This is a genomic window from Methylorubrum rhodinum, assembly GCF_014199935.1.
GTDB lineage: Bacteria > Pseudomonadota > Alphaproteobacteria > Rhizobiales > Beijerinckiaceae > Methylobacterium > Methylobacterium rhodinum.
In genome coordinates this window covers 19,921-38,728 of record NZ_JACHOP010000002.1, presented here as the reverse complement: position 1 = coordinate 38,728, position 18,808 = coordinate 19,921, and the positions used below count along the sequence as shown (strand labels likewise).

At 69.9% G+C, this 18,808-nt stretch carries 13 protein-coding genes and 1 riboswitch; of the genes, 11 read left to right on the top strand and 2 right to left on the bottom strand.

Annotated features, from left to right (window positions below; translation table 11 throughout):
* Positions 1 to 9: 9 nt before the first annotated feature.
* From HNR00_RS02495 to HNR00_RS02450, 10 genes are all read left to right on the top strand, one after another.
* Positions 10 to 3,297, top strand: coding sequence for an ATP-binding protein (locus tag HNR00_RS02495; protein WP_183564384.1), 3,288 nt, complete (start codon positions 10 to 12; stop codon positions 3,295 to 3,297).
* 133 nt (positions 3,298 to 3,430) lie between these two features.
* Positions 3,431 to 4,876, top strand: a complete 1,446-nt coding sequence (locus tag HNR00_RS02490) for a YcjX family GTP-binding protein (protein WP_183564380.1) — start codon at positions 3,431 to 3,433, stop codon at positions 4,874 to 4,876.
* The gene (locus tag HNR00_RS02485; RefSeq protein ID WP_183564377.1) at positions 4,873 to 5,925 is read left to right on the top strand and encodes a YcjF family protein; all 1,053 of its coding nucleotides are present in this window, start codon (positions 4,873 to 4,875) and stop codon (positions 5,923 to 5,925) included. Before HNR00_RS02490 ends, HNR00_RS02485 begins: the two co-directional genes overlap by 4 nt.
* 261 nt (positions 5,926 to 6,186) lie before the next feature.
* On the top strand, positions 6,187 to 6,414 hold the full coding sequence (locus HNR00_RS02480) for a hypothetical protein (RefSeq protein WP_183564374.1): 228 nt from the start codon (positions 6,187 to 6,189) through the stop codon (positions 6,412 to 6,414).
* Between the two features lie 80 nt (positions 6,415 to 6,494).
* Positions 6,495 to 6,596, top strand: a riboswitch (glycine riboswitch).
* Between the two features lie 151 nt (positions 6,597 to 6,747).
* Positions 6,748 to 7,926 carry a glycine cleavage system aminomethyltransferase GcvT gene (gcvT, locus tag HNR00_RS02475; RefSeq protein ID WP_183564371.1) on the top strand — a complete coding sequence of 393 codons (1,179 nt, stop codon included), beginning with the start codon at positions 6,748 to 6,750 and terminating at the stop codon, positions 7,924 to 7,926.
* 32 nt (positions 7,927 to 7,958) lie between these two features.
* Complete coding sequence (gene gcvH / locus HNR00_RS02470; protein ID WP_183564368.1) at positions 7,959 to 8,321, top strand: glycine cleavage system protein GcvH; 363 nt, start codon at positions 7,959 to 7,961, stop codon at positions 8,319 to 8,321.
* A gap of 195 nt (positions 8,322 to 8,516) precedes the next feature.
* Complete coding sequence (gcvP, locus tag HNR00_RS02465) at positions 8,517 to 11,363, top strand: aminomethyl-transferring glycine dehydrogenase (RefSeq protein WP_183564363.1); 2,847 nt, start codon at positions 8,517 to 8,519, stop codon at positions 11,361 to 11,363.
* A 290-nt stretch (positions 11,364 to 11,653) separates the two neighbouring features.
* Positions 11,654 to 13,432, top strand: a complete 1,779-nt coding sequence (locus HNR00_RS02460; RefSeq protein WP_183564360.1) for a calcium-binding protein — start codon at positions 11,654 to 11,656, stop codon at positions 13,430 to 13,432.
* Between the two features lie 60 nt (positions 13,433 to 13,492).
* The gene (locus HNR00_RS02455; protein ID WP_183564359.1) at positions 13,493 to 14,743 is read left to right on the top strand and encodes an adenosylmethionine--8-amino-7-oxononanoate transaminase; all 1,251 of its coding nucleotides are present in this window, start codon (positions 13,493 to 13,495) and stop codon (positions 14,741 to 14,743) included.
* 242 nt (positions 14,744 to 14,985) lie between these two features.
* A complete protein-coding gene (locus HNR00_RS02450; RefSeq protein ID WP_183564356.1) occupies positions 14,986 to 15,396 on the top strand; it encodes a response regulator in 411 nt (136 codons plus the stop codon).
* Between the two features lie 69 nt (positions 15,397 to 15,465).
* Here the strand turns inward: HNR00_RS02450 and HNR00_RS02445 are convergent, their stop codons facing one another.
* Complete coding sequence (locus tag HNR00_RS02445) at positions 15,466 to 17,268, bottom strand: vanadium-dependent haloperoxidase (RefSeq protein WP_183564352.1); 1,803 nt, start codon at positions 17,266 to 17,268, stop codon at positions 15,466 to 15,468.
* 93 nt (positions 17,269 to 17,361) lie between these two features.
* On the bottom strand, positions 17,362 to 17,613 hold the full coding sequence (locus HNR00_RS02440; protein ID WP_183564349.1) for a hypothetical protein: 252 nt from the start codon (positions 17,611 to 17,613) through the stop codon (positions 17,362 to 17,364).
* 97 nt (positions 17,614 to 17,710) lie between these two features.
* Between HNR00_RS02440 and HNR00_RS02435 the strand changes: the two genes are divergently transcribed.
* Positions 17,711 to 18,808: a glycosyltransferase family 4 protein gene (locus tag HNR00_RS02435; protein ID WP_183564346.1), complete on the top strand. Its 1,098-nt coding sequence runs from the start codon at positions 17,711 to 17,713 to the stop codon at positions 18,806 to 18,808.

Below are 18,808 nucleotides of genomic sequence, written 5' to 3'. Positions count from 1 at the left end.
CATGAACCCGTGAGCACCCCGTCGGCGGGCGAGGCCGAGCGCCTCGCGGCGCTCCACGCGCTGCACATCCTCGACACCGATCCGGAGGCGCATTTCGACGCCGTCTGCCGGACGGCGCAGCGCCTGTTCGGCGTCGCCACGGCCTACGTGTCGCTGATCGACGCCGAGCGGCAATGGCTGAAGGCCTGCACCGGCAGCATGAACCTGCCGGCCGAGCGGTCCCGCAACAGTTCGATCTGCACGCACACGATCATGCAGGACGGCGTGCTCGTCATCCCCGACATCCGCCTCGACCCGCGCTTCGCCGACGGCGACCTCGGCGAGGGCGCGTCGCGGATCGGGTTCTACGCCGGCGTGCCGCTGAGTCTCGATCCGGGCCTGCGGGTCGGCTCGTTCTGCCTCGTCGATCCGTGCCCGCGCGCGTTCTCCGCCGAGGACGAGGCGGCCCTGCGCGACCTCGCCGCGACGGTCACGGCCCATCTGCGGCTGCACCGCGACAACGTCGCGCTCGTGCGCGAGGCGGAGCTGCGCCGACGCCACGAGGGCACGATCCGCGCGCAGCGGCTCGAGATGGAGCAGCGCGCGGCGAGCAACGTGCTTCTCGGCATGGCCGAGGAGATGGCCCAGGTCGGCCACTGGCGGATCAACTTCGCCGACCCCTATCCGAGCTATTCCGACAGCTTCCTCAGCATCGCCGGACTGGACCCCGCGGCGGCGCCCGCCCCCTTCGTCGATCTCGTCCATCCGGACGACCGGCCCGGCGTCGAGGCGGTGCTCGCCGCCGCGGTCGCGGGCGGCCACGACTTCGAATTCGAGGCGCGGCTCGTCCGCCCCGACGGCAGCCTTCGCGACGGGATGGTGCGCGGCGCCTGCAAGCGGGACAACGGCCGCACGACCGGCCTGTTCGGCATCCTGATGGACACCACCGAACGGCGGCGGATCCAGGCCGAGATCCACAGGAGCGAACTGCGCTACCGCAGCCTCGCCGACGCCCTGCCGCTGCTGGTCTGGACCGTCGATCCGGGCAACGGCGAGGCCACCTACGCCAATGCCCGCTTCGAGAGCTATTACGGGCCGATCGGTCCGGCGCGGGCGGAGCGGGTGGCGCGCAACCATCCCGACGACGCCCCCCTGCTCGACGCGGCCTGGCGCTCGGCCCGCGCCACGGGCAAGGGCTACGACGGGCAATGGCGCCTGCGGTCGCAGGACGGCTCGTATCGCTGGCACAAGCTGTCGATGACCCCGGTCCAGCATCCCACCGATCCCGGCGCGGTGATCGAGTGGATCGGCACGGCGCTCGACGTCGACGAGATCGTCACCGCGCGTCTCGCGGAGGAGGATGCGAGCCGGCTCCTCGGCATCGCCCTGGAGGGGGCGGGCGCCGGCACCTTCGACTGGGACATGCGCACCGGCGTCACCATGCTGTCGTCGGAGAGCCTGCGCCTCTACGGCCTGCCGGACGCGGGCGAGGCCCGCGGGATGACCACGGCCGAGTGGACCGCGACCGTGAACCCGGACGACGTGATCGAGACCTGGGACCGCATCCACCGCGCCATCGACGGCCGCACCCGCTACGCCGCCGAGTTCCGGGTCGGCCCGCGCTGGATCTACGCCTGCGGCCGCACCCTCTACGACGGGAACGGGCGGCCCTACCGGATGATCGGGCTGCATCTCGACATCACCGAGCGCAAGGCGGCGGAGGCGGCCCTGCGCGCCGTCAGCGACGAGGCCCAGGCCGCTCGCGCCGAGGCCGAGCGGGCGAGCGCGGCCAAGAGCGAGTTCCTCGCGGTGATGAGCCACGAGATCCGCACGCCCCTCAATAGCATCCTCGGCTATGCCGACCTGCTCCTGGAGCGCTCCGGCCGCGACCCGGAGGATCGCCGCCGCCTGGAGCTGATCCGCGTCTCGGGCGAGGCCCTGCTCACCGTCGTCAACGATGTGCTCGACGTGTCGAAGATCGAGGCCGGCCGGCTCGAACTCGACCCGGTCGACTTCTCCGTGCGCGCGCTCCTCGACGACACCGTCGCGATCATGCGCGGCGGCGCCCTCAAGAGCGACCTCGCCGTCGAGGCCCGCATCGACCCGCGCCTGCCCGAAGCGCTGCGCGGCGACGCCGACCGCCTGCGGCAGGTGCTGTTCAACCTGCTCAACAACGCGGTGAAGTTCACGCCCGCCGGCTCCGTGACCCTCACGGTGCGCACCGAGGGGCCGGTGCGCCTGCCCTCCGGCGAGGCGGCGGAGGCCCTGCGCTTCGAGGTGGCGGACACCGGCATCGGCATCGCGGAGGCCCAGCGGGACCGCCTGTTCAAGCGCTTCAGCCAGGTCGACGGCTCGATCAGCCGCCGCTTCGGCGGATCGGGGCTGGGGCTCGCCATCTGCCGCGACCTCGTCACCCTGATGGGCGGGAGTATCGGCGTCGAGAGCCGGGAGGGCGTCGGCTCGACCTTCTGGTTCACCCTGAGCCTGCCCCTGGCCCCGCCCCGGGCCGAGGCGGCGCCCGCTCCGGAGCGGCCCGCGACGCCGGCACCGGCCAAGCGCGGCGCCCGGCTGCTGCTCGCCGAGGACGTGATCCTCAACCAGGAGCTGGCCCGGGCCGTGCTGGAGGCGCAGGACTACCGGGTCGACATCGTCGGCGACGGAGCCGAGGCGATCGCCGCCGTCCAGTCGCAAGGCGACGACCCCTACGCCCTCGTCCTGATGGACGTGCAGATGCCCGGCATGGACGGGCTCACCGCCACCCGCCGCATCCGTGCCCTGCCGGGCCCCGCGGCGCGGGTGCCGATCGTCGCCATGACCGCCAACGTGCTGGATCAGCAGATCCGGGAGCTGATCGAGGCCGGCATGGACGACCATGTCGGCAAGCCGTTCAAGCGTGCGCACCTCTACGCCGTGGTCGAGCGCTGGCGCGGCCAGGGCGCCGCCCGCCGCGCCGGCGGCATCACCGCCCCGGCCCCCGCCGTGCCGATCCTCGACCACGAGACCTACGCCACGGTGCGGGACATGATGGGCCGGGAGCGCATCCTCGCCCTGCTGAGCCTGCTCGAATCCGAACTCGACCTGCGCTTCGCCTCCGCCGCGGCGCAGGCGGAGGCCGACCTCGACCGGGCCCAGCTCGCCTACGACGCCCACGCCATGGTCGCGGCCGCGGGCGTGCTCGGCTTCGTCGGCATCTCCTCGCTCTGCCGCGAGATCGAGACCGCCTGCCGCAACGGCGGCGACGTCCTGCCCCTGATCCGCAGTTTTTCGGCGCTGCGCCGCGACACGTTGGGGACGATCCGGGCGCTGCGGGCGGCGTGAATCCCCGCCGCCGTTCCGGGTTCGCCTCGCGCCCGGAACGGCGGCGGAGTGGCGAGCAGCCCCGACCCTTGAGATCGTCGCTCCTGCGCGCCACCTGTGACGGGCTTCAATCCGCCTCGCCGAGCCTCCCTCCTTGCCCCTCTTCGACTACGCCGCCCAGGCGGGTTCCGCGATCAAGGCCTTCGCCGAAGCCTCCAGCGATCTCCTGATCCAGCCGACGCTCCGGCTCGGCGTCACCGGGCTCGCCCGCTCGGGCAAGACGGTGTTCACCACCGCTTTGGTCCACCATCTCGTCGAGGGCCACGCCCTGCCCGCCTTCGAGCCGGCGCAAGCGGGCCGCCTGCGCCGCGCCCGCCTCGTGCCCCAGCCCGACGACGACGTGCCGCGCTTCCCCTTCGAGGAGAATTTTGCCGCGCTCACCGAGGCGCGCCGCTGGCCGGGCTCGACCGACCGGATCAGCCAGTTGCGCCTCGCCATCGAGTACGAGCGCGCCGGCGGCTGGCGCTCCGGGCCCGGCACCCTGATGCTCGACGTGGTCGATTACCCCGGCGAGTGGCTGCTCGACCTGGCTCTCCTGGACCAGAGCTACGTCGCGTGGTCGCGCGCCACCATCCTCGGCACCCGCCGGGCCGGCCGCGCCGAAATCGCCGCGCCCTGGCTCGCCGCGATGGCCGATCTCGACGCGAAGGCCCCCCTCGACGAGGTGGTGGCCGAGCGCGCGGCCAACGCCTTCAAGACCTATCTCTCGGCGCTCCGCGCGGGCGCGGAAGCCGTGGCCACGACCCCGCCGGGGCGCTTCCTGATGCCGGGCGATCTCGCCGGCTCGCCGATGCTGACCTTCGCCCCCCTCGACCGGCTGGAGGAAAGCCAAGCGCCCGGCAGCCTCGGCGCCCTGATGGAGCGCCGGTTCGAGGCCTACAAGGCCAAGGTGGTCGAGCCGTTCTTCCGCGAGCATTTCCAGCGGGTCGATCGCCAGATCGTGCTGGTGGACGTGCTCTCGGCGGTCGATGCCGGCCCGGCAGCCCTCGCCGAACTGGAGGAAGCGCTCGACGCGGTGCTCCTCGCCTTCCGGATCGGGCGCAACAGCCTGCTGACCCGCTTCTTCGCCCCGCGGGCCGACCGCATCCTGTTCGCCGCCACCAAGGCCGACCATCTGCACCAGTCGAGCCACGACCGGCTCGACGCGCTGCTGCGCCTCCTCGTCGCCCGCGCCATGCGCCGCACCGAGGCCGCGGGCGCCCGCGTCGGCACCGTGGCGCTCGCCTCCGTGCGGGCGACGCGCGAGACCACGGTGCACGACGGCGGCGAGACCCTGCGCGCGGTCTCCGGCACGCCCGAGGCCGGCGAGAGCATCGGCGAGGACACCTTCGACGGGATCGCGGAGGCCGCGATCTTTCCCGGCGAGTTGCCGGCGGACGTGCAGAGCGTGCTCGACGGCGCGATCCCGCCGGGCTCGTTCCGCTTCCCGCGCTTCCGCCCCCCGGTGGCGCGCCCCGACGCCCTCGGCCGGCCCGGCCACCTTCCGCAGATCCGGCTAGACCGGGCGATGCAGTTCCTCATCGGGGACAAGCTGACGTGACGACGCCTCCAGGCCCCCGCCCCCGTGCCTTCCGCCTGCCCTCGGGCGAGCCCGCGCCCGCCGCCTCGTCCGAGCCGCGGCAGGAGACCCGAACCGAGGCGCCGCCCAAGCCGAAGCCCGAAGTGCGCTTCGTCGAGGAGCCGTTCGAGATCGTCGAGGCCGCCGACCGCGTGCCGGTGCCGGTCGCACCCCGACGCGGCCCGCCCTGGCTCGCGATCTTCTTCAGTGCGCTCGGCAGCCTCGTCGCCATCGGGATCGGGCTGTCGCTGGAGCGTCTGGTCGCCGACCTGTTCGCCACCGCGCCCTGGCTCGGCTGGGTCGCGCTGGCCCTCCTGGCGCTCGCCGGGGTGGCGCTCGCCGCCATCGTCGGACGCGAGGCCCTCGGCGTCTGGCGCGAGCGCAAGATCGAGGCCTTGCGCGAGCGGGCGCTGGCGGCGCTCACCGCCCGCGACCACACCGCGGCGCAGGGCGTGGTGCAGGAGTTGCGCGGCCTCTACGCCGACCGGCCGGCGCTGGCCGCCGGCATCAAGCGCCTCGACGCGGTCGGCGACGCCATCCTCGACGTGGACGACCGGCTCGGCCTCGCCGAGGGCGAGTTGCTTGGCACCCTCGACCGGCAGGCCAAGGCCGCCATCGCGCAAGCCGCGAGCCAGGTCTCGGCCGTGACCGCGCTCAGCCCGCGGGCGATCGTGGACGTGGCCTTCGTGGTCTATTCCGCCGCGCGCCTGCTGCGCCGGATCGCGGCGATCTACGGCGGGCGCCCCGGCCTCCTCGGCTTCCTGCGGCTCGCACGCGCCGCCTTCGCCCACCTCACCGTCACCGGCGGCATGGCGGTGGGCGAGGGCATGCTGCATCAGGTGCTCGGCCTCGGCCTCGCCGCGCGGGTCTCGGCCAAGCTCGGCGAGGGCGTGCTCAACGGCCTGATGACCGCCCGCTTCGGGCTCGCGGCCATCGCGGTCTGCCGCCCGCTGCCCTTCGTGCGGGCGACGCCGCCGACCGTCAACGACGTGGCCGGCCAACTCTTTCGCGGGAACGCCGAGGAGACCTGATCCGCGCTCCGGCGGATCGCCCGGAATCCGTCCCGTTCGGACAGATCGCGGCCGCACGCGGCGATCCGGGGGGCGCAGGGTGATCGAGGGGTTCCTGCCACATCGCCAAGCCGGCGCCCGCCGGAGGCTCGGTGAACCTTCGCGGCAGGGCGAAGGCGGCCGTTCGGCATGCTCGGAACTCGAACCGCTGACCGGCTCGGGCGTTGCCGACCCGTCGAGTCCGACCGATCTTGCCGACCGACCTTGCCGAGAAGAGCCCCGATGCGCCGCTGCCTCGCCGCCCTCCTGTTCCTCGTCGTCGCGGCACCGGTCGCCGTCCCGTCCGCTGCCTGGGCCGGCCCCGCGCAGGACTACACCTTCGGCGAACAGCGCTTCCGCAATGCCTGTCCCCCGCCGCTCAAATACGCGGCCGGCGCGTGCGTGCGGCGATGCCCGGCCGGTTACGAGGCGATCGGGCGGTATTGCCGCTTCCGTAGCATGCGCCGCTGATTGTCACCCCTTTTGCTGCACCGCACCCTGAGGACGGCTTGCGCGCGTCGCCGGACCGTGCGACCGTCAAGGCGTCCGATACAGACGATACGGGAGAGCCCAGGCCACTCGCGAGAGGGGCTATGGCGCCGACGGAGCAACCACCCCCGGAAACTCTCAGGCACAATCACCGTATCGTTGGACAATCTGGAGAGAGGCGCCGTCCGGCGTCCACCGAAGGAGAAACCTCGAGGCTCCAGGGCCTTGGGGGAAGCTCTCAGGTAACCGCGACAGATGGGGGCACCTCGCTCGGCCAGCCGGCCCGGCGAGAGCCCGATGTCGTGGAGTTGCCCGATGAACTCGCCTGCCGCCGGTGCGTCGCCCGCTGTTGCCACCGCCCCCGATGACGCCCCGCTCGCACGCACGCCCCTGCACGCGCTTCATCTGCGCCACGGCGCGAAGATGGTGCCGTTTGCCGGCTACGCGATGCCGGTGCAGTACCCGGCGGGGCTGCTGAAGGAACACCTGCACACCCGAGCCGCGGCCGGCCTGTTCGACGTGTCGCATATGGGCCAGATCGTGCTGACGCCGCGCTCGGGCGATGCCGACGAGGCGGCCCGTGCCCTGGAGGCGTTGGTTCCGATCGACATCGCGGGGCTCGGCGAGGGGCGCCAGCGCTACGGCCTGCTCACCGACGCGAGCGGCGGCATCCTCGACGATGTGATGGTGGCGCGCCTCGCCGACCGCCTCGTCGTGGTGGTCAACGCCGCCAACAAGGCGGCGGATCTCGCGCACCTGCAAGAACATCTGCCGGAGAGCGTCGCAGTCGAGCTGGTGCCGGGCGGCCTCATCGCGCTCCAGGGGCCGCGGGCGGCGACCGTGCTCGGGCGCTTCGCCGACGTCGAATCGATGCGGTTCATGGACGTGCGCGAGATCGCGATCCTCGGCGCGCCCTGCCTCGTCAGCCGCTCGGGTTATACCGGCGAGGACGGGTTCGAGATCGCCGTGCCGGAGGCGCGCGCGGAAGAGATCGCCGAGGCGCTGCTGGCGGACGAGGTCGTGCTGCCGGTGGGGCTCGGGGCCCGCGATTCGCTGCGGCTTGAGGCCGGGCTGCCGCTGCACGGCGCCGACATCGATCCCGGCACCAGCCCGGTCGAGGCCGGGCTCGCCTGGGCGATCTCACCGGCCCGCCGCGCCGGCGGCGCCCGGGCCGGCGGATTTTTGGGTGCCGAGCGGATTCTGGCCGAGATGGCGGAAGGGCCGGCCCGGCGCCGGGTCGGGCTGCGGCCCGAGGGCCGGGCGCCGGTGCGCGCCGGGGCGCCGCTCTTCGCGGATGAAGTGTCCGGCGAGCCCATCGGCCACGTCACCTCCGGCGGGTTCGGACCGAGCGTCGGTGCGCCCGTCGCCATGGGCTTCGTGCCGGTGGCTCTGGCCTCCCCCGGCACCCGCGTCTTCGCCGAGTTGCGCGGGGCGCGTCTGCCGCTTTCCGTCTCGACGCTTCCCTTCGTCCCGGCCGGCTTCAAGCGCGGCTGATTCTTTCGTCATCGTCCCAGGAGATCCGACCCATGCTGCGTTTCACCGACGAGCACGAATGGCTGCGCCTCGACGGCGACACCGCCACCATCGGCATCACCGCGCACGCCGCCGAACAGCTCGGCGACCTCGTCTTCGTCGAGCTGCCGAAGGTCGGCGCCACGCTCACCAAGGGCGAGGCGGCGGCGGTGGTCGAGTCCGTCAAGGCGGCCTCCGACGTCTACGCGCCGCTCTCCGGCACGGTGACGGAAGTGAACGAGGCCGCCGTGAGCGACCCGTCGTCCGTCGGCGGCGACCCGCAAGGGTCGGGCTGGCTCTACCGGCTCAAGCTCGACGACCCGGCCGACATGGACGCGCTGATGGACGAGGCGGCCTACGCGGATTTCGCGAAGTAGCGCCACCAGCCCTGTCCCATCCACCCCCTCATCCTGAGGTGCCGGAGCGCAGCGGAGGCCTCGAAGGAGGGCTCCAGGGATCGCGCGATACGCTGGAGCCCTCCTTCGAGGCCGCTAACGCGGCACCTCAGGATGAGGGGGTGGGTGGGAGGAGCGAGACGCCGCGACCATGGCTGCCCAAAAGGATTCTTATCGATGAAATACGATCGTCACGATCCCTTCGACTTCGCCGCCCGGCGCCATATCGGCCCGAAGCTCTCCGAGATCGACCAGATGCTGGAGACGGTCGGCGCCAAGTCGCTCCACGCGCTGATCGACGAGACCCTTCCCCCCGATATCCGGCAGGCGGAGTACATCGATTTCGGCGTCTCGCTCACCGAGCGCCGCTCGCTGGAGAAGCTGCGGGCCACCGCGAACAAGAATAAGCTCCTCGTCTCGCTGATCGGCCAGGGCTATCACGGCACGACGATGCCGCCCGCGATCCAGCGCAACATCTTCGAGAATCCGGCTTGGTACACCGCCTATTCGCCCTACCAGCCGGAGATCAGCCAGGGGCGGCTCGAAGCGTTGCTCAACTTCCAGACCATGGTCTGCGACCTGACCGGGCTCGACGTCGCCAACGCCTCGCTGCTCGACGAGGCCACCGCCGCGGCCGAGGCCATGGGCATGGCCAAGCGCGTGGCGAAATCGGACAAGACCGTCTTCTTCGTCGATCGCGACTGCCTGCCCCAGACCATCGCCGTGCTGAAGACCCGCGCGGCGCCGCTCGGCTGGACCGTCGTGGTCGGCGATCCGCTCACCGATCTCGATCCCGCCACGGTGTTCGGGGCGCTGTTCCAGTATCCGGGCGTCAACGGCGCCATCCACGATTTTTCGGACTCGATCGCGGCGCTTCATGCGGCCGGCGCCCTGGCGGTCGTCTCGGCCGATCCACTCGCTTTGACACTCCTGAAGCCGCCCGGCGAGATGGGGGCCGACATCGCCGTCGGCTCGATGCAGCGCTTCGGCGTGCCCATGGGGTTCGGGGGGCCGCACGCCGCCTACATGGCGACCCGCGACGCCCACAAGCGGGCGCTGCCCGGCCGCATCGTCGGCGTCTCGGTCGATGCCCGCGGCAACCGCTCGTACCGGCTGGCGCTCCAGACCCGCGAGCAGCATATCCGCCGCGAGAAGGCGACCTCGAACATCTGCACCTCCCAGGTGCTGCTCGCCGTCATCGCCTCGATGTTCGCGGTCTATCACGGGCCGGCGGGGCTGAAGGCCATCGCGCTGCGCGTCCACCGCGACGCGGTCCGACTTGCCGAAGGCCTTGAAAAGCTCGGCTTCTCCGTCAGTCCCAAAACATTCTTCGACACCATTACCGTGGAGGTCGGGCCGTTCCAGGGCGTGATCCTGAGGAGCGCCGTCGAGAACGGGGTGAACCTGCGGAAAGTGGGCGACGACCGCATCGGCATCAGCGTCGATCAGCGCACCCGCTCCGACATCGTGCAAGCCGTGTGGCGGGCCTTCGGCGGGACGGATCTCGCCTACGACGAGACCTATCCGGCACCGCGCCTGCCCGTGGCGCTGGAGCGGACCTCCGAATACCTCACCCACCCGATCTTTCACATGAACCGGGCCGAGAGCGAGATGACGCGCTACATGCGCCGGCTCAGCGATCGCGATCTGGCGCTCGACCGGGCGATGATCCCGCTCGGCTCCTGCACGATGAAACTCAACGCCACCGCCGAGATGCTTCCGGTCTCCTGGCCGGAATTCGCGGAGCTGCACCCGTTCGTGCCGGCGGATCAGGCGCTGGGCTACAAGGAGCTGATCGACGATCTCTCGCAAAAGCTCTGCGCGATCACCGGCTACGACGCGATCTCGATGCAGCCGAACTCGGGCGCGCAGGGAGAATATGCGGGGCTCTTGGCCATCCGCCGCTATCACCTGTCGCGCGGCGAGCCGCACCGCACCGTCTGCCTGATCCCCTCCTCGGCGCACGGCACCAATCCGGCCTCGGCCCAGATGTGCGGGATGAGCGTGGTCGTGGTCGGCGCCGACGCGCAGGGCAACATCGACGTCGATGATTTCAAGAAGAAGGCCGAGCAGCACGCGGAAAAGCTTGCGGCCTGCATGATCACCTACCCGTCCACCCACGGCGTGTTCGAGGCGCGGGTGCGCGAACTCTGCGACATCGTCCACGCCCATGGCGGACAGGTCTATCTCGACGGGGCCAACCTCAACGCCATGGTGGGACTCGCCCGCCCCGGCGACATCGGCGCCGACGTCAGCCATCTCAACCTGCACAAGACCTTCTGCATCCCGCACGGCGGCGGCGGGCCGGGCATGGGGCCGATCGGGGTGAAGACGCACCTGATCCCGTTCCTGCCCTCCGATCCGCGCAACGGTGAGGAAGGCGCGGTCTCGGCCGCACCCTTCGGCTCGGCCTCGATCCTGCCGATCTCGTGGAGCTACTGCCTGATGATGGGCGGGCGCGGGCTGACCCAGGCGACGCGCGTGGCGATCCTCAACGCCAACTACATCGCCAAGCGGCTGGAGGGGGCCTACCCGATCCTCTATTCGGGCCGATCAGGCCGCGTCGCGCACGAATGCATCGTCGATGTCCGGCCGTTTCAGAAGAGCGCGGGCGTCACGGTCGAGGACATCGCCAAGCGCCTGATCGATTGCGGCTTCCACCCGCCGACCATGAGCTGGCCGGTGGCCGGCACGCTGATGATCGAGCCGACCGAGTCCGAGACCAAGGCCGAGATCGACCGTTTCTGCGACGCCATGCTGGCGATCCGCGAGGAGATCCGCGCCATCGAGGACGGCCGGATGGACAAGGCGAACAACCCGCTCAAGAACGCGCCGCACACGGTGCAGGACCTGATCGGCGCCTGGGAGCGACCGTATTCGCGGGAAGCCGCATGCTTCCCGTCCGGCAGCTTGCGGATGGACAAGTACTGGCCGCCGGTCAACCGCGTCGACAACGCGTATGGGGACCGCAACCTCGTCTGCTCCTGCCCGCCGCCGGAGGCGTACAACGAGGCGGCGGAGTAGAAGCCTCGCCCGCCACAATCCTTGACGGATCGTAACCGGCTTCGACGGCACTCTCTTCGCAATTGATGCAGAAACGACACGCATCAATGGTTGAAAGTCGTTCGTGCGGGCCGTAGAACGTGACCTGCAGCAATGCGGCCGGGCCGGCTTGATTTCGCCCGGCCGCTTTTTATTGACAAGAAACGAGACGATGCCGCGGTGCCGACACCGCCGAAAAGCAAAAGAGCGGGCATCGATAGAAGATACGGAGACGACGAAAGTCGTCCCGGCAGCACGCGAGGGGGATCGACATGGCGACACCGACATCCGGCAAGGACAATCTGGTCGGCACGGACGGGAACGACTTCCTGTCCGGCCTCGGCGGCAACGACACGATCACCGGCGGTTTCGGCACCGACACCCTCAACGGCAACGAGGACGACGACACGCTCTTCGGCGGCGCCAACAACGATTATCTCTACGGCGGCAGCGGCCGTGATCGGCTGGAGGGCGGCTCGGGCTCGGACTACCTCGTGGGCGGCCTCGGCGCCGACACCGTGTTCGGCGGCGAGGGCGACGACGTCGTGTTCGTGGCGAGCCTCGCCGAGGCGAAGGGCGACGTGCTCGACGGCGGAAGCGGCGTCGACCGGCTCACCCTCCTGCTGGGCGACGCCAAGACCGCCCTGTCGTTCAAGGCCCCGGGCACCGGCCAGAGCACCACCTTCGTCGGAGCGACCCTGACCGGCTTCGAGCGCTACGACATCACCGGCGGCTCCGGCAACGACGGGCTGACCGGCGGACGTTTCAACGACGTCTTCCGCGGCGGCCTCGGCCGGGACACGCTCGTGGGCGGCGCCGGAGACGACATGCTGTTCGGCGAGGGCAACAGCGATACGCTCCGGGGCGATGCCGGCCGCGACAATCTCGACGGCGGCGCGGGCGACGACGTGCTCCAGGGCGGCGCCGGCAACGATTACCTGCAGGGGGGCCTCGGCAACGACCGCATCGACGGCGGGGCCGGCGACGACAACGTGACCGTCATCTCGAACGGCCCCGACGGGCCGATCGAGAAGGACGTGATCGCGGGCGGCACCGGGAGCGACACGCTGTATCTCGGCTTCACGTTCGACACCAAGGCGACGATCCTCGATTTCGGCGCCGGCAGCTTCACCCTCGCCGGCGGGACCAAGGTGAGCGGTTTCGAGCAGTTGATCTTCTCCGGCGGCTCCGGACAGGACAAGGTCACCGGCGGCGCCTCCTCCGACTCCCTGTCCGGCGGCGAGGGCAGCGACACGATCTACGGCAGGGGCGGGGCCGATCAACTCACCGACGGGGGCGGCGCCGACAAGCTCTACGGCGAGGACGGCGACGATTCCTTTTTCATGGTGCCGAACGGCACTTTCGCACCGGGCACGGCGGGCCTCACGCTCGACAAGGATCTCGTCGACGGCGGCAAGGGGAACGACACCGTCACCTTCGGCCTGCCCTGGATGGGCGCGTACCAGTCGGTGGTCCTCAGCCTCGCCGACCAGACGAAGAACGGCGGCTTCATCAAGGGCGACACCTATATCGGCATCGAGACCTTCGTCGGCACGTATCTCGACGACGTGATGCGCGGCGACAAGAACAACAACACCTTCGACGGCGGCGCGGGCGACGACGTGCTCAGCGGCAACGCGGGCAACGACACGCTGATCGGCGGTCAGGGCTCCGACACCCTGACCGGCGGGTCCGGCAACGACGTGTTCGACCTGACCGAATTCTATCTCGACTACTATCCCGGCGTGCCGAACGTCGACGGCTACTACTACGCCGACACGAAGGGCGACGTCATCACAGATTTCGTCTCGGGCCAGGACAAGATCCGGCTCGACCTGGGCGATTTCCTGGATGACGGGACTCTCAAGGTCGCGGTCGAGAGCGGGGCCGGCAACACGGCCCAGGCGAGCGGTCCGGTCCTGCGCTTCGACACGCAGGCCCGCGAACTGTGGTTCGACCGCGACGGCAAGGGTAGCGACGCCGACCCGGTCCTGCTCGCTACGATCGGCACGCTGACCCAGTTGAAGACCACCGACGTCCTGTTCGTCTGACCGTCGTCGAGGCCGCGGACCGGTTTGACAACCGCTGCGGCCTCCGCGAAGGCCGGGGGCATGTCCGCCCCCGGCCCGCACCCGCTCTGGCGCCCCTACACCCAGATGAAGCTGGCCGCCCCGCCGCTGGAGGCGGTGGCGACGCGGGGCTCGCGCATCGTGCTCGCCGACGGGCGCGAACTGATCGACGGCATCGCCTCGTGGTGGACCGCCGTCCACGGCTACAACCATCCCCACATCGCGGGTGCCGTCGCCGACCAGTTGGCCCGGATGCCGCACGTGATGTTCGGCGGGCTCACCCATGCGCCGGCCGAGCGGCTGGCCGCGCGGCTGACCGCCCTGCTGCCGGGCGCGTTGAACCACGTCTTCTTCACCGATTCCGGCTCGGTCGCCGTCGAGGTCGCGCTGAAGATGGCGGTGCAGCTCTGGCTCAACCGCGGCGAGACCGGCCGCACCCGCGTGCTCGCCTTCCGCGGCGGCTATCACGGCGACACGATGGGCGCGATGTCGGCCTGCGATCCCGAAGAGGGGATGCACCGCCGCTTCGGCGCCTACCTGCCGACCCAGGTTTTCTGTGATCTGCCGCGGACGCCGGAGCAGGACGCCGCGCTCGACGCCGCGCTCGCCCGGCACCGCCGCGACCTCGCCGCGGTGATCGTGGAGCCGCTGGTGCAGGGGGCCGGCGGCATGCTGACCCATCCGCCGGAGGTGCTGGCGACCGTCGCCCGGCTCGCCCGCCGCCACGGCCTGCCGCTCATCGCCGACGAGATCTTTACGGGCTTTGCCCGCACGGGATCACTGTTCGCCTGCGAGCAGGCGGGCGTCGTGCCCGACATCCTCTGCCTGTCGAAGGCGCTCACCGGCGGCACGATGGCGCTCGCCGCCACGGTGGCGACCACCGAGATCTTTTCCGCGTTCTGGTCGGACGATCCGGCCGCCGCCCTGATGCACGGGCCGACCTTCATGGCCAATCCGCTGGCCTGCGCGGCGGCGAACGCCAGCCTCGACCTGTTCGAGACCGAGCCGCGCTTGACCCAAGCCCGCGCCATCGCGGCGCGACTGGAAGAGGGCTTGCGGCCGCTCGCGCGCCTCTCCGGCGTGCGCGATGTTCGCGTGCTCGGCGCCATCGGCGCGGTGCAGTTCGCGACCCCGCCCGACCTCGCCGCGCTGAAGAGCCGCCTCGTCGCCCGCGGCGTCTGGGTGCGACCCTTCGGCGACATCCTCTACCTGACGCCGGCCCTCACCGTGCCGGACGACGACTTGGATCGCCTGATCGCCGCGGTGGCGGCGGAGGCCGGGGCCGTCGCCTGAAGAAGGATCGGCTTTCAGTCGAGGCGGCTCGCGGAGCGATAGCCCAAGCCCGCGGAGGCGGGCGCCGGCGCCTGAGGCCAAGCCGGAAAGAACCACCTTGACCCCGCATCGCACCCGCGGGACCCTGCAACCCGCGGCGGGGTTTCTCGTTGGATCATCGCAGCCCCCACGATGGTTTCATCGCCGGAAACGGACAAGTCCGCGAACACCTTGGGTCGTTGGGGGCAATCGGGGAGAGCCAGGTGGCGAGCCAGATCGAGACGACTTATCCGCACGACAATGCTTCGGGCGACCGCCCCGTCATCCTCCTGGTGGAGGACGAGGCGCTGACCATCATGGATCTGGGCGACGTGCTGGAGGATGGCGGCTACGACACGGTGCAATGCGCCTCCGCCGAGCGGGCGCTCTCGATCCTCCAGGCCCGGCCGGACATCTGCGGCCTCGTGACCGACGTGGAATTGTCGGGCCGCGTCAACGGCTTCGAACTGGCCACGTCCGTGGCTCAGGCCCGACCGAACCTGCCGATCCTCATCGTCTCCGGCCGTGCCGCGCCCGATCCCGAGCGCATGCCCGAGGGTGCGCAGTTCATCGCCCGGCCCTGTGCCGGCGAGGATATCCTGGCGCGACTCAAGCGGCTGATGCCGACATGCTGAGCCGCGCCGGACGGGGTTGTGCCATCCTTGACCTTGGCAGGCGTCGCCCGGGACAAAGCCGGGCGGTGCCTATGACGTGGCTGCGTTTTCAGAATCCGCCGCGTCCGGGATGAGACTTCCCTTCCTCTCCTTCTTTGGTTCCTGGCCGTCGACCAGAATTTTGCCGCCGGCGATGCGGACGATGTAGGGCTCGCCGTCGGCCTTTCGGGCGAAGGTCCGGAAGATGAACTCCGGCTTCTCGTTCGCATCCTCGGTGATGTCGGCCAGGATCTCAGCGGCCAGCGCCTCGCCGAGGATGAGGCTGCGCGCGTTGTCCGTCCGCCAGTGGACGCCGCCCATCGTTCGCCCCATGGCGACGTTCTGGGCGAGCTTGTTCAGTTCCCCCTCGATCGTCAGTGACTCTCTGACGTCATCGGGAAGCTCGATGCGCTGCCACGTGTCGTCCACCTTGCCCGTGACGTAGGCTTTGATCTTGTGCTTCTTTCCGAAAGGCTGCGCCCGTTCGTATAAGGTTTTGAACTTCACCGGTTCTTTGCCGTCCAGCGTCGCGAAATACGCCTTGAGGATCGTCACGCAGGCACCGGCCACGGTCGCGTGACCGGCGCCATAGGCGGGATGAGTCGGACTCCCGGCCGTGAAGGCCATCGGTAGGAGGTAGCTGCCGTAGCACTCATTCACACGCTTGGCGGCCTCGCTCGCCGACACGTCGAAAGGCAGCCCGTAGGCGCGCTTGGTGTAGGTGCCGTTCTCTTTCACTCCGATATTGCCGTTCTCCTTCACTCCGATATTGCCCTTCTCCTTCACTCCGATATTCTGGACGTGGACAAGGCCGCCATAGGCTTCCGGGCGTAGCCGAAGATGAACCTGCCATTTCTGGTTCCAGACCGCCTTCAAGGCGCGCGTCGCGACTTCCGAGACCAGCGCGAGGATGTGCGGCGCGCCCAATACGCCGAAGCCGGCTTCTCGCTTTAGCACGTCCCGGTACGGATTGTCCGGAGTCCATTTCGCCATGCCCGAGAGCATGAGCAAGGCGGCGTTGAAATAGGCTTGGTGCAGCGCATCCTTGTTCACGAACCGCGCGAGATCGCGCATGGTGCTGATATAGCGGTTGCCGCACTCGAAATTGTCCTCTGAGTCCTCGTTCGAACTCGGATAATCTTGATTGTTCGAGTCCTTGCCGCTGTTCTGCGCCTTCAGCCAGTCATCGAACTCCGTCAGATAGTTCCGTCCCGCCTTGTACGGACGCTGCATCTGATCGATGGTCTGGGTGCCGAAATGGACCGGCCGGATGAAGAACTGGCTGATCATCGGTCCGAACCGTTCGCCCGGCAGGCCGAGTCTGAACAGAGTCCCGGGCTCGAACGGCGTGAAACTGCCGGCTCCGCCGGGCAGATCGATGCCGGGCAGGATGCGGTCCGCGCCGGTCAAGCCGGCGGCCTTCTCGTAGACCTCGTTCAATTCCTTGACGGCAACCTGCACGTCCGGGTGCCCGGCGAGTTCGTCGAAGGGCACGTCACGCAGCAGGGCCATCCAGTACAGTTCCGTCATCTCCGCAGCGGTTGCCTCGGATTTCACCGACGGAGCCGGCGGCATGATATAGAGGCTCGGATGATCGATCAGTTGGTCACCGGCAAGACCAGCCTGCGGGTTGGTCAGCTTCGCCGTGCCCTTGCCCTTCTCGCGCGCTGATCCTTCCTCGACACCCGCGAAACCGGTTCCATTTCCCCGCGTTGCCGCCACGAACTCGCCGAAAGCTTTGGGGCAAACCTCACCGAATTGGTTGTGAGGAAGAGATTTATGAAAACTCCCAAGCCCCTTGATCGGCGCACCCTCGCCAATATCGAAATCACGGTCCGTATCACCGTTCGACATCCTATTGATTTTTATGCCAGACGACATTGCAGCCTCCTGCGCGGAATCAAATTAAAGCTATGGTCTTATGCGTCTCGCACGCCTCGAAATGCGTCAAGCGAATTTGACGAAACCACGACATTCCGATCCTTCCTCAATCCATGGGCCTGCCATGAAAGAGATCGCGCGCAATCGATCGCCGCGGGGATTGGCCGGATATTGATCTGATCGCATCTTGCAGGCACGGGCAATGCATCGATCCGCGTTGCCCGCCCGCCAAGCGTCCTGGCCCTCCCGCCACCCTGCGGCCTCCTGCCCGCCCTCGGGCATGGAGAAAAACGGCCGCTCGCTGAATTCGCCGTTCATCCACCGTTCGAACGGCGCGAGCGATGGTGGGCGTGAAGCCTGGCCGTGGGAGCCCCTGCGGCCCGCCCCCAAGAACCGCCGACGCCGGACGCCTCCCTTGAAGATCGCCGTCATCGCCCATCTCAAGTTCCCGATCGGCCAGCCCTATCTCGGCGGCCTGGAGATGCACACGCATCACCTCGCCGGCGCGCTGCGACGGCGGGGGCATCGGGTCACGCTGTTCGCCTCCGAAGGCTCCGATCCGCTGCTGGTGCCCGATCCCGTCTGCCCGCCCACCGGCGACGCGCTGGGCGATCCGGTCGCCTTCGCCCGGATCGCGCGGGCCGAGCAGGCGGCCTACGAGCGGATCGTCGAGATGATCGAGCGCGGCGGGTTCGACGTGATCCACAACAACAGCCTCCACCCGCTGCCGCTCAAGGCGAGCCATCGTCTCGCCGCTCCGATGGTGACGGCGCTCCACACCCCGCCCTTCGACTCGCTGAGCGAGGGCGTGGCGGCGGCCAAGCCCGGCATGATCTTCGCCGCGGTCTCGCCCTCGCTGGCGCAGGAATGGGCCGATCTGGCCCCGAACGCCCGCATCATCGGCAACGGCATCGACCTCTCGACCTTCGCCTTCAGCCCGGCCGCGGAACCGGCGGACTACGTGTTCTGGAGCGGCCGGATCGTGCCGGAGAAGGGCACGCATCTGGCCATCGACGCCGCGCGCAAGGCCGGCATCCCGCTGCGCTTCGCCGGCCCGCAGCCGAACCCGCGCTACTGGAACGAGTGGATCGCCCCGCGGCTCGGCGAGGGCGTCGCGTATGTCGGCCATCTCTCGCATGCCGAACTCGCCCGCCAGCTCGGCGGCGCGCGCGCGGCCATCGTCTCGCCGCGCTGGGAGGAGCCGTTCGGCCTCGTCGTCGCCGAAGCTTTGGCCTGCGGCACGCCGGTCGCCGCCTTCGCCCGCGGCGCCATCCCCGACATCGTCGATCGCTGGTCCGGGGCGCTGGCGGGCGCCGACGACGTCGAGGACCTCGCCCGCGCCATCATCCGCGCGGTCGGGCTGGAGCGGCGCGCCTGCCGCCACCGCGCCGAGACGCTCTACGACGCCGCGGTGATGACCGACGGCTACGAGGACCTCTACCGCGAGGTCCTGTCCGGTGCAGCGCCCGCGCGCCGTCCCCGCCTGCCCGTCCTCGAACGCCTGATCGCCTGA